Origin of the sequence: Cupriavidus metallidurans CH34, from assembly GCF_000196015.1 — a bacterium.
Classification (GTDB): domain Bacteria; phylum Pseudomonadota; class Gammaproteobacteria; order Burkholderiales; family Burkholderiaceae; genus Cupriavidus; species Cupriavidus metallidurans.
In genome coordinates, this window is record NC_007974.2 from 757,596 (window position 1) to 771,434 (window position 13,839).

16 protein-coding genes are annotated in these 13,839 nt (G+C 64.2%); 5 read left to right on the top strand and 11 right to left on the bottom strand.

The features are described from left to right. Positions 1-27 precede the first annotated feature (27 nt). The 4 genes from RMET_RS21555 to RMET_RS21570 form a co-directional block, all read right to left on the bottom strand. Complete coding sequence (locus RMET_RS21555) at positions 28-1,170, bottom strand: glycosyltransferase (RefSeq protein WP_011518659.1); 1,143 nt, start codon at positions 1,168-1,170, stop codon at positions 28-30. Positions 1,171-1,176: 6 nt separating this feature from the next. Next, positions 1,177-2,193: a hypothetical protein gene (locus RMET_RS21560; protein WP_011518660.1), complete on the bottom strand. Its 1,017-nt coding sequence runs from the start codon at positions 2,191-2,193 to the stop codon at positions 1,177-1,179. A 132-nt stretch (positions 2,194-2,325) separates the two neighbouring features. Further along, complete coding sequence (locus RMET_RS21565; protein ID WP_011518661.1) at positions 2,326-2,601, bottom strand: hypothetical protein; 276 nt, start codon at positions 2,599-2,601, stop codon at positions 2,326-2,328. 62 nt (positions 2,602-2,663) lie between these two features. After that, on the bottom strand, positions 2,664-2,927 hold the full coding sequence (locus RMET_RS21570; protein WP_008645098.1) for a hypothetical protein: 264 nt from the start codon (positions 2,925-2,927) through the stop codon (positions 2,664-2,666). Between the two features lie 199 nt (positions 2,928-3,126). Between RMET_RS21570 and RMET_RS21575 the strand changes: the two genes are divergently transcribed. Further along, on the top strand, positions 3,127-4,245 hold the full coding sequence (locus tag RMET_RS21575) for an AGE family epimerase/isomerase (protein WP_035821401.1): 1,119 nt from the start codon (positions 3,127-3,129) through the stop codon (positions 4,243-4,245). A 7-nt stretch (positions 4,246-4,252) separates the two neighbouring features. On the opposite strand, the gene RMET_RS21580 is transcribed toward RMET_RS21575, so the two are convergent. Next, complete coding sequence (locus tag RMET_RS21580) at positions 4,253-5,110, bottom strand: LysR family transcriptional regulator (protein ID WP_029309402.1); 858 nt, start codon at positions 5,108-5,110, stop codon at positions 4,253-4,255. A gap of 133 nt (positions 5,111-5,243) precedes the next feature. Between RMET_RS21580 and mdtD the strand changes: the two genes are divergently transcribed. Then, the gene (mdtD, locus tag RMET_RS21585) at positions 5,244-6,647 is read left to right on the top strand and encodes a multidrug transporter subunit MdtD (RefSeq protein WP_029309899.1); all 1,404 of its coding nucleotides are present in this window, start codon (positions 5,244-5,246) and stop codon (positions 6,645-6,647) included. A gap of 38 nt (positions 6,648-6,685) precedes the next feature. On the opposite strand, the gene RMET_RS33660 is transcribed toward mdtD, so the two are convergent. The 3 genes from RMET_RS33660 to RMET_RS21595 all read right to left on the bottom strand — a co-directional run bounded on the left by RMET_RS33660 (position 6,686) and on the right by RMET_RS21595 (position 8,365). Next, entirely contained in the window at positions 6,686-6,826 is a 141-nt protein-coding gene (locus RMET_RS33660) for a hypothetical protein (protein ID WP_231108879.1), read from the bottom strand. Between the two features lie 21 nt (positions 6,827-6,847). After that, a complete protein-coding gene (locus RMET_RS21590; RefSeq protein ID WP_011518666.1) occupies positions 6,848-7,222 on the bottom strand; it encodes a hypothetical protein in 375 nt (124 codons plus the stop codon). A gap of 276 nt (positions 7,223-7,498) precedes the next feature. Further along, on the bottom strand, positions 7,499-8,365 hold the full coding sequence (locus RMET_RS21595; protein ID WP_011518667.1) for a LysR family transcriptional regulator: 867 nt from the start codon (positions 8,363-8,365) through the stop codon (positions 7,499-7,501). Positions 8,366-8,461: 96 nt separating this feature from the next. Between RMET_RS21595 and RMET_RS21600 the strand changes: the two genes are divergently transcribed. Continuing rightward, positions 8,462-8,842: a tautomerase family protein gene (locus RMET_RS21600; RefSeq protein ID WP_011518669.1), complete on the top strand. Its 381-nt coding sequence runs from the start codon at positions 8,462-8,464 to the stop codon at positions 8,840-8,842. Positions 8,843-9,107: 265 nt separating this feature from the next. Here RMET_RS21600 and RMET_RS21605 read toward each other — a convergent pair whose 3' ends face one another. Together RMET_RS21605 and RMET_RS21610 are read right to left on the bottom strand one after the other, a co-directional pair. Continuing rightward, complete coding sequence (locus RMET_RS21605) at positions 9,108-9,779, bottom strand: alpha/beta hydrolase (RefSeq protein WP_011518670.1); 672 nt, start codon at positions 9,777-9,779, stop codon at positions 9,108-9,110. Positions 9,780-9,905: 126 nt separating this feature from the next. Beyond that, positions 9,906-10,202: a hypothetical protein gene (locus RMET_RS21610; protein ID WP_011518671.1), complete on the bottom strand. Its 297-nt coding sequence runs from the start codon at positions 10,200-10,202 to the stop codon at positions 9,906-9,908. Between the two features lie 572 nt (positions 10,203-10,774). On the opposite strand from RMET_RS21610, the gene RMET_RS21620 reads away from it, so the two are divergent. Then, complete coding sequence (locus RMET_RS21620) at positions 10,775-11,848, top strand: methyl-accepting chemotaxis protein (protein ID WP_011518674.1); 1,074 nt, start codon at positions 10,775-10,777, stop codon at positions 11,846-11,848. A 17-nt stretch (positions 11,849-11,865) separates the two neighbouring features. Here RMET_RS21620 and RMET_RS21625 read toward each other — a convergent pair whose 3' ends face one another. Continuing rightward, a complete protein-coding gene (locus RMET_RS21625; RefSeq protein ID WP_011518675.1) occupies positions 11,866-12,735 on the bottom strand; it encodes an alpha/beta hydrolase in 870 nt (289 codons plus the stop codon). A 456-nt stretch (positions 12,736-13,191) separates the two neighbouring features. On the opposite strand from RMET_RS21625, the gene RMET_RS21630 reads away from it, so the two are divergent. Beyond that, positions 13,192-13,689 (top strand): hypothetical protein, encoded by a 498-nt coding sequence (locus RMET_RS21630; RefSeq protein WP_011518676.1) that lies wholly within the window; start codon positions 13,192-13,194, stop codon positions 13,687-13,689. Positions 13,690-13,839 lie beyond the last annotated feature (150 nt).

Below are 13,839 nucleotides of genomic sequence, written 5' to 3' on the forward strand. Positions count from 1 at the left end.
CGGCGGGGTGGCCCCGCCATCCGGACGTTACGACCGTACGGGCGCCTGCGAGCGCCCTTTCCATTGGCCGCCACGACGCAGGTAATAGCGCCGCGCAGAATCCAGCGTGGCGCCCAGGTAGAACAGGGCGGTCAGTGGCAGCAGCGGTGCCATCCATACGGGTTGGCGATATTCGCGCAGCATCGGCCGGTAGCTGATGGCCATCAGGAGCCAGGCCAGCCAGGCTGGCCAGGTTCCCGCGCCGCCAGCCAGCGCCAGGACCGGCGGGGCCAGATAGGTCAGGATCATCCCCAGCGTGGCCCCGATCAGCATCCACGGCGAGTAGTGCAACTGCGTGTAGGCACTGCGGGCGATCATGTTCCAGAGGCTCTGCCAGTCGTCGTAGGGGCGGAGCGAAATGCTGTCATCCGCCAGATCGAGCCGGATCGACCCACCTGCCTTGATCTTCGCCGCAAGGCTGCAATCGTCGATCAACTCGCCGCGAATGGCTTCGAACCCGCCGATACAGGCCAGCGCCGAGCGCCGTGCCAGCATGCAGCCGCCCGCCGCGCCGGCCACGCGGCTGCGCGGGTTTGCAATGCTCGCGAACGGGTAGAGTTTGGCGAAATAGAAGACAAATGCCGGCACGATCATGCGTTCCCACGCGGAATCGCAGCGCAGGCGCACCATCAGCGAGACCAGATCACGCTGCTCGTCCTCGGCGCGGGCCACCAGTTCGGCCAGCGCATTCGGACCGTGCCAGATGTCGGCATCGGTCAGCCAGACGTACCTGGCCTCTGGCGCGGCCTTGTCGGCGGCGGCCAGACCTTCGGATTGCGCCCAGACCTTGCCACTCCAGCCGGCGGGCAGGTCGCGTGCCCCGATCACGGTCAGCGCGTCGCCCTTGCCGATGGACAGGGCCGCGGCGCGCGCGATGTCCGCCGTGCCATCGGTACTGTGATCGTCCACCACCACCAGATGGAGCCGGCCGGCGTAGCGCTGGCTCAGCACACCGGTGACGGCGCGGCCAATCACATCCGCTTCATTGCGGGCCGGGATCACGGTGACCACGGTGGGCCATTCGGCCGGGGCGGGAGAGGGCGCGGGCTTGCGCACGCGCCAGAAACCGGCGCGGGCGAAGACCAGCACGCACCAGACCACAAGGGTCAGCAGGGACAATCCAAACAGCATGGCGAATTATTTTACGAAGCGTCGTGCGAAGCGCGCCAGCTTGGGCACCGTGGTCGGACGCAGAAGCCGCGCATCATACCCCGCCATGCGCCGATCGTTCTCCACTAGGCAGAGATCGATCATCGAGCCGGGCGTGAGCGAGTCGGCCAATGTTTCGGCGGCGTTCATTGGGAAGTTGGCGTCCTGGGCGCCGCCATGCTCGTCGACTTCGATCTGGCGAGCCAGGCCGATCCGCTCCCGAATCAGGAACAGCCAGACGCGGAACACCTTGAAGGCGAACGCGGGGCGGCGCCACCAGGGCAGGCTGGCGCGATACCAGGCCACCCAGTTGACGAAAAACAGGATGTGGCGGCCTTCTTCCTGAATCACCGGCTCGAAAGTCTCGACGAGTTCGGCCGGGAAGTAGCCCGAATCCTTGGCGGCCGCGAACAGGCCGAACGCGGCAAAGCTGTCGATGCACTCGCTGTAGCCGGTAACCAGCCAGCCCCATTCGATGTCGGACGGCGGCAGATATTCGGGCTCGGGTTCCAGCTGGATGCCGTAGGCCTCGACGAGCTTGGCCAGCACCACCTTGTGCCGCGCCTCCTCGTCGCCATCCATTTCCAGCGCGCTGCGCAACAGCGGGTCGCGCTGAAGCCGGGCAAAGCTGTGCACGCGGATCGACGCGCGGCCTTCAGTCTGCACGGCGATGTCCCAGATCGGCAGCGAGGTCACGCGCTCGAGCGCTTCCGGCGAGAGCTTCGGCCAGTCGATGACGGCGGGTTTGTAGGGGTTGTGGGTCTGCAGAAGCATGTTGCAGAACATGCGCAGATGCTCGGGGGACCCGGCACGCACCGGACCCTCTACCGGGTCGGTCCAGTTGCGCATCGCGTAATCGGCCTGGTCGATGGCCGCTCGGGCAACGGTGGCAGCCACTTCGGCGGCACGCGCCGCCGGGCTCGGTGTGGTGCTGGCCGACTGTGATCCGGTTTCGGGGACCAACGGGTCGACGGTCATGCCATCCGCTTCGAAATTTCTCTTCATCGGCGCTCCGGGCAGGGGATTGCGGAGCCATTGTATCCAGCCGGAGCGATCAGCGCAGGATTGTGTCGTTCAAGGCAGTCGAAATCGATCCGGCGGGCCATAGCCCGCCGGATCGTGATCGCCAATCGACCGCTAACGCGCGCGGTGTTCGTGCGCGGGCGGGTTCGGGCGAGGGCGCCAGTCCCGTGCGATGTCGGGGAAGACGTCGCACTCGCCACGCACGATGGCCTCGATCGTCGTGCAGACGCATTCGGTCCCCCGCGGGCCTACGCAGACGAGGCTGTGCGGATGCTCCGAATGGGGCGGGATGGCGTACACGTGCATGCCCTCGCGGTAGAGGGGATGCCGGGTGAGCCGCTCGTTCAGGATCTCGACGAAGCGGCGGGGGCTTACGGTGGGCTTGTCCATCGCTAGTTCGTCCTTTGAAGGAAACCCCGGCCCAGGCCGGGAGCGTTTGCCGGCGCGCGGGCTTAGTGGAGCGTTTGCGAGTCAGTGACTTCGCCCGCCGCGCGCGGCGTGTCCAACATGCTGTTGCCGGCAGCCCAGCAGGCCGCTTCCGCTTCGGCGTGCGAGGGGTAGTCGGCCGCTGCTTCGATCATGCTGTCGCACTCAGCGCCGCCGCACTTCTCTTCCACCACGATTCGCCACGTATAGCGTCCGGGAGGGTCTTCAAGCACATGCATGACCAGCGTGCGGCGGTGGTCGGTCAGGGTCATGGGATGGGTGGTGGGCATGGCAATTCTCCCTTGCCGACGGGCCATGACAGGAACGACAACCCGGCGGACTTTCAACATAGTCAGCGTCGCGGGGCATTGCCACCCCGAAATGATGCGGTGCGGCGTCGGCGGCCTTTCCTCGTATCTCCGGGCCTGCTATCTTGTCTGGCTTCGGTCTTGCGGGTCGACTATCCGGCCCACCCGAACCCAATCCGACATGCCAGTCTCGCCGCCGACCCTTACCGCCCGGATCTCCGCGCTGCTCGCCCATTTCGATACGGCCGTCCTGCCGCCCTGGACCGGCGCGGGATGGAATCCGGCGATGCAACTGGCGCATGAGGCACTGGACGGCGCCACCGGCCAGCCGTTGCCGGACAAACGCTATCGGGCGATGGCGTGCGCGCGCCAGCTCTATGTCTTTGCGACGGCCGGCAACCTGACGCATGCCGATACCCTGTTTGCAGCGCTGCAACGTCACTTCGGCGATGGGGCAGGCGGCTGGATCTACAGCGTCGACGCCGACGGCCAGCTGCTCGATTCGACGCGCGATCTCTACACCCACGCCTTCGTGGTCTTCGCCTGCGCGCATTACCACCGCGCTGGCGGCAGCGCGGTGGCGCTGGACCTGCTGCGTCGCACGGTCGATGTCATCGAGAGCCGCTTTGCCGATGGCAGCGGGCTGTATCACGCGGCCCTGGCCGAGGATTTCACGTCCAATGGCAGCGGCGTGCTGCAGAACCCGGTCATGCACCTGACCGAAGCCTATCTGGCGGCGCTGGAAGCCACTGGCGACACATGGTTCGCCAATCGGCTCCGTGACCTGGCCGATGCGGTGCACGCACGCTTTGTCGATGCCGCCGATGGATGCGTGGCCGAACTGCCACAAGGCAGCGCCGGCAATCGGATCGAGCCGGGACATCAATTCGAGTGGTATTCGCTGGTCATGACGGCCCCGGCATTGTTCGCCGATGTGGCACTGTCATCGGCATTGCGCCGGGCGTTCGATTTCGCGCGCCGCCACGGCGTGGCGGACGACACGCTGGGTGTCTGCGCGGCGCTGGATGGGGCGGGGGGCGTACTGGATGCCACCGAGCGCATCTGGGCACAGACCGAATTCGCCCGGGCGCTGGCGGTCAAGGGATCGGTCGATCATGATGGCGAAGCGCTGGATACGCTCGCGGTCTGGACTGACCGCTTCCGAACGCGCTTTCTCCATGCCGGTGGCTGGCACGAATGCCTGGCGCCCGATGGTATGGTCGTGCGAGCGGAGATGCCTTCCACCACGCCTTATCACCTGCTGACCGCCTATCAGGCGCTGGGCGCGTTGCCAGCCTAAGCAGGCATCAATCGACCCGCGCGGCGCGCAGGTCGCTCTTGCGAATCAGTTGCAGCAGCGTGTCGGCCGGCTCGGTGAGCCGGCGTGCGGCCAGCGTGATGAACTCCACGTCCGGCAGTGCTGGCAGGGCATCGAAATTGACCGGTGGCACCAGACCGCCGCCGGTCAGATTCTCGGCCCGTACGGTAATGCCGAGCCCGCCGCGCGCCGCTGCGATGCATCCGGAATGACTACTGCTGGTGCACACGACGCGCCAGCGCCAGCCGTTCTTGGCCAGCGTGTCCAGCACCACGGAGCGCGTCACGCTCGGTTCGTTCACGAGGATCAGCGGTAGAGGCTGACGCACATCCACAACCGTACCGGGCCGCGCCAGCCATTCAAGCCGGCCACGGAAAAGGGGCACGCCGCGCCGCTCGCCTTCGCGCCGCTTGCCGACGATGAGGTCCAGCGTGCCCGCTTCCATCCACTCGTACAGCTTGCTGGTCATGCCGATGGTGATCTCGAGCTCCACGTCCGGATGCGTGGCGCGGAATGCAGCCAGCACATTCGGCAGGGGACCCTGCGCCAAGTCTTCGGAGGTGCCAAGGCGCACGCGCCCCTGCAGGCGCGGTCCGCTGAACTGGGATTCGGCACGGGCCAGGGATTCGAGAATCAGCCGGGCATGAACGAGCAGGGCTTCGCCATCGGGTGTCAGCGCCAGCGAGTGGGTATCGCGCACAAACAGCCGTCGGCTCACGCTGCCTTCGAGCCGGCGGATATGGTCGCTGACCGACGATTGCGACAGGCCAAGCTGACGCCCCGCGTCGGTAAAGCTGCGCGCGGTGGCCACCGTTGCGAAAGTCTGGATCCAAACGGGATTGAGCATCGCCGCATTGTCATCGGTAAATCCGATCGCAGTCAACAAAGCCAGAGGGGTTCCCGATGGGGTGTCCGCTAGGTACCATGCTCGAACGTCTCCGGGATTACCCGGACTGACGCCGCCCCATCAAGAATTGCCTATGCGTACCGCCTCTGCTTCCGCCACCGATCAGGCCTTCTCCCAGAAGGCCATGCTGTGGATCGTCTTCGCCGGCTTTTTCATGCAGACGCTGGACACCACTATCGTCAACACCGCGCTGCCCGCCATGGCGCGCAGCCTGGGCGAGAAACCACTCGATCTCAAGCCTGTGGTGGTGGCCTACACGCTGACCATGGCGATGCTGACCCCGGCGTCTGGCTGGCTGGCCGACAGGTTCGGCACACGGCGCGTCTACTTCAGCGCGATCCTGATCTTCGTGATTGGTTCGGTGTTCTGCGCCACGGCGCACACGCTGACCCAACTGGTGATCGCGCGGGTGCTGCAAGGCATTGGCGGATCGATGCTGTTGCCGATCGGCAGGCTTGCGGTGCTGCGCAACATACCCGGCGAGCAGTACATTGCCGCACTGGCCTTTGTCTCCATCGCGGGGCAGGTCGGGCCGATCTTTGGCCCGGTGCTCGGCGGATGGCTGGTGCAGAGCGCGTCGTGGCACTGGATTTTCCTGATCAATGTCCCGGTGGGGCTGGTCGGCCTGTTCGCCGTGCATCGTTACCTGCCGGCTGGCGAAGTGGATGCCGCGCCGCCGTTCGACTGGATAGGCTGTGGCCTGCTGTCGCTGTGCATGGTCACGTTCTCGCTAGCGCTCGAGCGTGGTTCGGTCAGTAGCCTGAGTGCCGCGCTGATGGCCATAAGCATTGCCAGCGCGCTGCTCTACATTCCGCATGCGCGTCGCCATCGCACGCCGCTGTTCCGTCTCGCGCTGTTTCGGGAGCCCAACTTCAGCGTGGGGCTGGTCGGCAATCTTGTCTGCCGCATCGGCTCGGGCGCCGTGCCGTTCCTGCTGCCGCTGCTGTTTCAGCTCCAGCTAGGCTATTCACCCTTTCATTCGGGCCTGATGCTATTGCCGGTAGCGATTTCCGGGACCATCTCGAAGCGCTGGATCGTGCCGCTGGTGAATCGCTTCGGCTACGACATATTCCTGCTCGTCAATACGGTGATCGTCGGGGCTTCGATCGCGTCGTTCGCGGCAATCTCGCCGGGCTGGCCGCTCGGGCTGTCGATCGTGCAGTTGGCGATCTTCGGCGCCGCCAACTCCATGCAGTTTGCCGCTATGAACGGCGTCACCCTCAAGGGTTTGTCGCGCGAAGACGCGGGCAGCGGCAACAGCCTGTTTTCGATGGTGCAGATGCTCGCGATCGGCCTCGGCGTGACCATTGGCGGTGGACTCGTGAGTCTGTTCTCGGCCAAGCTTGGCGTGGCTGCTCCGGCCTATCGGCTGGCCTTCCTCAGTGTGGGCATGATCACGCTGGCGTCGGCCATGGTGTTCCGGCGGCTCGATGCGGACCTGCTGAACCCGAAGCGGACTGCGGTGGAGGCGCGGTAGAGGGCATCGGGGTTGCGGTAAGCGCACGGCTGGGCCGCTCATCCATCGACGGAGATGACCAGCACACCCCGTTCCGACAGCGCGGGGCGGAGATCGTGCTGGAGGAACACGGACTTGCTGGTGTGCCGTGGTGCCGCCAGGAACAGTCCATTGTGGGCGTCGTTGAACACTGCTAGCACTTTGTAAGTGCCATTAGATGCTCAGTCTTCCTCGACGCCGGCCTCCCGCAGCATCCGCTCGCACTCATCGAGCATGTCGTGCGCGAATGCGGACTGGTAGTTCGGATCGAGGGCTTCCATCATCTCGTGCGAGGCGTAGAGGCCGGCTTCACGAGACAGCGTTTCGGCCAGTTGCCGGGCGAGTTGATCGCTCAGGTCGGACAGCACACGCCGTTCCGACAGCGCCAATTGCAGTTTCGAGCGTGACAGCCAGTTGGCCGCGAGCGTGGCGCCCTGGCCCTCGGTCATCCACTGGCCGTGTTCGTAGAAGGCTGACAGCCGTTCGGCGGTCAGCGCGAACATCAGGGCCTTGCGGGTGTTGAAGTCGATGCGGGGCAGGGGAGCGGCGGGGATCATGCGTGGATATCGGGGGTAGGGGGAGAGGGGATGTCGTAAATCCAAGTAGGAGGATGTCATAAATGGGATAACCCTGGATAACCTGAACCTACTTGGGAGGCCGAAAGTGAAACCCTCCCGCATCCGCCTGACCCTGGTCTCGTGCACCTGCCGGCTTCCGGGGAGTCGCTGGTCAGTCGGCCGAGGTCTGCCAGTTTGAGATGTTCGAGACAGCCACCTAGGTCGTTGCCAATTGGCAAACCAATACCGCTGGCAGCCATTCCAGTGTGTGACCGACTAGTTGTTTCTACCCCGCACTGCACTCTTGAAGGCGGCGGCAAGCGCGGCAAGCGCCTCGCGCGAACGGCTGTCGCTGACTCGCGAGTGAAGCAGAACTGGCAAGCGTGGCAAGTCAGGAAGCCCGAGCTTGGAGCCTACGTCAACTGCGCCCCATGGCAGCATGCGTGGAGCCAATGCCGCCACGCCAAGCCCGGCCACGACGGCTGCAGCGACTGCTGCAACGCCGCCGCCAACGAAAACTTCTGTCCAGGGCACTCCGGCCGCATCGAGAAACTGGCCGGCCATCGCACGCACGCCACAAGGTTCGGCCAGTGTGGCAAGCGGCAGCGGATCGCCGGCGCGATGCTTCCAGCTCGGCGCCGCAAACCAGCCGAACTTCTCGTCGGTCAGAAATTCGCCGTCGCTTCGACCAACGTGTAAGCGGACGATCACCGTATCGAGTTCCCGCCGGTCGAAGCTTTGCAGCAGGTCGCCAGACGAGCCAATCCGGATCTCGATCAACAGTTGGGGGTTTTGTGCGTTCATGCGCGCGATCAGCGCGGGGAGTTCCGGTCCCGCAACGTGGTCACTGATACCGATGACAAGACGCTGCCGTCTCCCTGTCATTCCGGCGAGCGCGCGTTCGTGTACCTCCAGGAGTTCGCGGGCGTGTTCAAGGAAGGCTACGCCCTGCGCCGACAGCGCCACATACCTGGGGGTCCGCTCGACCAGCCGACAATCGAGCCTCTGTTCGAGCCGTTGCAGCTTCAAGCTGACAGCGGCCTGCGTCGTCCGCATGGCTTCAGCCGCGCGCGTAAAGCTGCCAAGGTCCGCAATGCGCACGAAAGCCTGGACGGCATCCAAGTCGAGCGGGTGCCTTTTCATTTCCAATTGTTATTACTGATATTGGGTCATCATGGCTTTTCAATATAGCAGATGGCTCTTAATGTTCAGTCAGGCCACAACGGAAAGGACTCAACCATGCCACTCGTTCACGTCTCACTGCGCGCCGGAAAGCCGGAAGCCTACCGTCAAGCTATCTTCGATAGCCTCTATCGCGCGATGCACGAAACGTTCGAGGTTCCCGAGGACGACCAGTTCATGACCGCCACGGAGCATGACGCGGCGAACTTCCGCTACGGCGCGTCTTATCTTGGTGTCGCTCGAAGCGACGATCTCGTGTTCATCCAGATCACCGCAAACAATACCCGCACGGTGAAACAGAAGAAGCTGTTGTTCCGCCGGATCGCGGAGTTGCTCAGTGAGAGCGCTGGCATCCGGCCCGAGGACGTGTTTGTGAGCCTTGTCGAGGTCGCAAAGGAGAACTGGTCCCTCGGTAACGGCCTCGCGCAATACGCCTGAGTCGGTTCGGTTCAACGCAGTCGTAGTTTTCGGGCTGCTTCGCGACGCGCGACGCAAAATATGCGTGAATGCCCGTTGTCGAGGAAGTTCGTTGACCGCTGAGGGTCGGTCTGAGACCCTCAGCCTTCTGATTGCCTGCGAACCTCAAACGTCGCAGGCCCGCACGAAGCACCGCAGGGGTTCCTTTATCAGGAACGACGGACGTACCTCGGACCGCAGATTGGATCGGACGGCCGCCATGTTAGCGCGGCAATCGTCGCGGCACTCACACAAAGCGCTCCTGCAACCACTGGCCGATATCGACAATTTCCTCGATGCAGACCGAATGCGGCATCCGGTAGGTCAGCCATGTGACCGGATGGCCAGCGGCGGCCACCCAGTCGCGCGCGCGGGTGCCGAGCATCAGCGGCACGACACCGTCCTCGGTGCCGTGGGCGGCAAGGATCGGCGTGGCGGCGTTGGCCGGTGCAGCCTCGGATGCGATCAGGTCGGTCGAGGGGATGTATGTCGACAGCGCAATCACCCCGGCGAGCGTTTCGGGATGGGTCAGGGCCGTGGTGTACGCGATCGCGCCACCTTGCGAGAACCCTGCCAGGACGATGCGATTGGTTGGCACGCCGCGCGCGTTTTCGCGTGCGATCAGCGTGCGGATGGCATCGCGGGATTGCAGGATGCCTCGTTCGTCGGCACGGCGGCCCGCTTCATCGAGCGAGTAGATGTCATACCAGGCCGGCATGACGTAGCCGCCGTTGCAGGTCACGGGTATCGCCGGGGCGTTCGGGAAGATGAACCGGACGGCGAGGGTTTCGGGCAATCCGAGTTCCGGGACGACTGGAACGAAGTCGCTGCCATCGGCGCCCAGCCCGTGCATCCAGATCACGGAGAACGCCGGGTTCGGCGCGGTTTCAATTTCGATGGCGGGCAGCGGTTCGCTCATGGCCGGTTCCAGTGCAACAGCACGAAGCTAGGGAAGGCGGCCAGTATCGCACAGGCCCGAACGAGCCCATGCGGGTGTTGCCACGCCGGCGCGGCGTCAGGCGGCGTCAGGCGGCGTCAGGCGGCGTCAGGCGGCAGAGGGCACGATCGGCACCGTGGTCAGGCCCGGTGCGGCACGTGCGGGTGTTGCGGTGGCGTCCGTGCCGGCATGGGTGATCGCATAGCGCCGATCGGCCACACCTTCCACGCCGCTCGTTCCCACTTCTTCCAGGAAAGCGATCATGTTCCGGTAGTAGTCGACTTGCATCTGCGCTTCCAGCAGGCGGCGTTCTGCCTGGAAAAGCGTCAGCCTCATGTCTTGCAGTTCCTTCTCGGCGATTTTTTCGGGCGTCGGTGGACTGAACAAGTTTGCAAGCGAACGCATGGCATTTACCTCCAGGGGCTGTCTACGGCGGTGAGTCGTGATCGGATGTGAGCGCCATTGCGGTCAAATATAGACGATCCGGCGCAAGGTACACGATGGGTCACCATGGTTCATGTGGGGTCGCCCACAAGAATGATTGCGGTACGCCGCACGCAGGAGTAGATTGTTTGCCCATTGGCCGGGATGCCGCGTGCTGCGCGTCCCGGCCTTGCCGTTTCTGGGGCACTGGGCCGGGCGATCCCGCCGATTGTGGCGGAGTTGCCACTGCCGGCCTCTGACGCGATCCGCGCCGTCGAATCCTGCCATCGGCAAAAAAACGACACTCCGTCTGCCGCACGCAACATCGGTCAACTGCAGGCATTTCTCCCGCATGACAATGGCATGACGCGCCGATGACCAAATGGTGGCGCGAATGCCACGCCCGATTGTTTCTGTCCCGGTTTTGTCTTTTCGCGTCCCACTCTTTCGGAGGGGTAAAGGTTGCTTGGCTGGCTCCGTTAGTCCATCGATAGCCCCGGACAACGCGGGGCACGAAAGAGGAGCGGATAAAGATGGCGTGGGATAACTTGAGCATGCGCATCCGGCTGGGCGCGGCATTTGGGGTGGTGGTGGTGCTGGTGGCCGTCATGATGACGCTGGCGTTGGGCCAGATCACCGATGAGGGCACGCGAGGCTGGCTCTATGGGCTGGGCACGGCTGTGGCGGTGTTCAGCGTAGTGTGCTGGGCCCGTCTGGCCAGTGCGATCGAGGCGCCGCTCAAGGAGGCCGAATTCATCGCGGAGACGGTGGCTGCCGGCGATCTGAGCAAGGATTTCGAAACCGCGCGCGGTGGCGATTTCGGTCGTCTGCTCGGCGGCCTGGGAGAGATGGAAGACATGCTGACCGACCTGGTTACGCGCATCAAGTCCGCCAGCGATTCGATTTCTTCGGCATCGCAGCAAATCGCCGTGGGCAACACCGATCTGTCGCAGCGGACCGAGGAGCAGGCGGCCACGCTGCAGGAAACCGCGTCGAGCATGGGCGAACTGACTGCGATGGTCCGGCAGAACACCGAACGCGCGCGCACCGCCAACGGGCTTGCGGCTTCGGCGTCCGGCATCGCCGAGCGCGGTGGCGCGATCGTCGGCAATGTCGTGGAAACGATGGATGCCATCAGCGTCAGTTCGCGCAAGGTGACTGACATCATCGCCGTCATCGAGGGCATCGCATTCCAGACCAATATCCTGGCCCTGAATGCCGCCGTGGAAGCGGCGCGCGCGGGCGAGCAGGGTCGCGGTTTCGCCGTGGTGGCCGGCGAGGTGCGTACGCTGGCCCAGCGCAGTGCTGCGGCTGCCAAGGAGATCAACGTGCTGATCAACGACTCGGCGCGTCAGGTGGAAAGCGGTTCGGCGCTGGTCGGCCAGGCCGGGCAGACCATGGAGGAAATTGTCCAGGCGGTGCGTCGCGTGACGCAGATCCTTGGCGAGATCGCGACGGCTTCCGAGCACCAGAGCGACGGCATCGAGCAGGTGAACGTAGCGGTGACCCAGATGGACGATGTGACGCAGCAGAACGCCGCATTGGTCGAACAGGCGGCTGCGGCTTCGTCGGCGCTGGCCGAGCAGGCGCAGGAGCTTCAGAAAGTGGTGGGCGAGTTCAAGCTGTAGCCTGTCGCTTATCGCCGTCAGAGCTTCCCGCTCTTCAGGTAGGCGATCACTGGCGCCCAGAAACGGGTCATGTAGGAGGGCTCGATCGCCGCGTCATGCGGAAGGTCCTCGAAGGCTTCCAGCCGCCGGGGCCCGTGCGCGGCCCGGGCCAGGCATTCGGCATCCCGGAACGGGATCGTCTCATCCCGCTTGCTGTGCAGCAGCAGGATGGGCATGGTCAGATTCCGGATTTGCCGGATGTTATTCCATGGGTCCGGCAACATCCAGGCGAGCCAGCGCGGCACCCGGCCAGTGACGACTGCGGCGGCACGCGCAGAGCGGAATCCGGCGCCGATGACCATGCCATCGGGTGCCGGCGCCAGATCGCCCACAACATCCAGCAATACGCCGCTACCGAGCGAGTGCGCCATGACATAGTGCCGCGACGCCTTTGGTGTAACTGCGCGGAACTGGGCATAGGCAGCCAGGGCGTCCTGGTGCAGGTGGCGAACGGAAGGCCGGCCCGTGCTGGCGCCATAGCCGCTGTAATCGAAGACGAAGGAACTGATGCCTGCGGCGTGCAATAGCGCCTGGACGGGTGCCCAGTCGGCCAGGCATTCCTCGTCACCATGAAATACGGACAGTGCGGGCGCGTCGGGCGAGGCCGCGACGTATGAGCCACGCAACATGCGGTTGCCGCTTGCGAATGCAAACTGGCGCGATGCAACGCCGAAATCGTCTGGCCTTGCCGTGCCGCCCGGGGCCGGAACGAACGCTTCCCGTTCGATTGCGCGGAACAGTATTAGCCGTCCGACGCCGGCCAGCAGCGCCACACCAGCCAGCCCTGCGGCGCCAACCAGCCAACGCCGGTACGAATTGGGGGCGGGGGACGCTTTTGGGGGCGGCATTGCGATGCTCGACTGTCGGCAGGGGTGAGTAACCCTATCACCTGCAAGGCCCGTCGGGAAAGTATCGGCAGGCTTCAGAAGAGGATTTTCCTCAACTTTATCTCGTAAAATCAATTACTTATCTTCGTGATTGATGATTTCGATCGGGGCAATAGAAAAGTTTTTGAGTGGCGTCCCAAGTTTCTGCTTGCTTATCTATCTATAGGTAGATAGTATTCACGGCATGGACGAACACGTTGCAGCGCAAACAACCAGCGCAGCGGGCAATCCAAGCAACACCAGACAGTGACGCAGTACCGGAAACGGTTCTTTTTTTAAGTCTTTGAGTCTATCTAGTAGTAGATAACATTCAGCAAAGAAGACGAAGAAGAGCGCCGCGAATTTGCAGCACAGACTTCGGCCCCGCAATCCACAACCTGAACCGGATTGCCCGGCCCCTTGAAGAAGGAGAGCATCATGAACGCCAAGACCATCCTGACCGCCGCCGCCCTTGCCGCCGCATTCGTGACGGGCGCCGCCCAAGCCTCCACCTCGCATGGCGAGGTCTACGGTTATACGTATCGTGTGAACGACCAGCGCAGCGCCTTCACCGATGGCGCCCGCCAAGGCAAGTTCGATAGCTTCAGCGAAGGCGCTCGCATCAGCAATCGCGATGGTTTTACCGAAGGCGCGCATATCGGCAACCGTGACGCTTTCACGGATGGCGCCCGTATCAGCAACCGGGACGGCCTGACGGCCAGCATCAGCAACCGTGATGGCCTGGTAGAACGCACCATTGACCCGTACCTGGATGGCGCGCGTTTCGTAGCCGGCCTTGATCGCAGTGGTGTTTCCGCCAGCCCGGCTCGCAAGGTCGATCCGTATCTGGACGGCGCCCGTGGCAATGAAGCACGTAACCCGTACTTCGACGGTGCCCGGACCCCGGACGTCTACACCGACGGCGCGCTTGCCTGACCAGCGCCATGGCCGCCCCGACCGGGCGGTTGTCGGCTGAAGCCCGGCGCCCTCGATAGGGCGCCGGGGTTTCATGGTGCGATACGCACGCTAAGATGAAATCGTCCGGGCCGAACGCCCGGATTCCCGGCGGCCGGAAAGTGGCGTGGC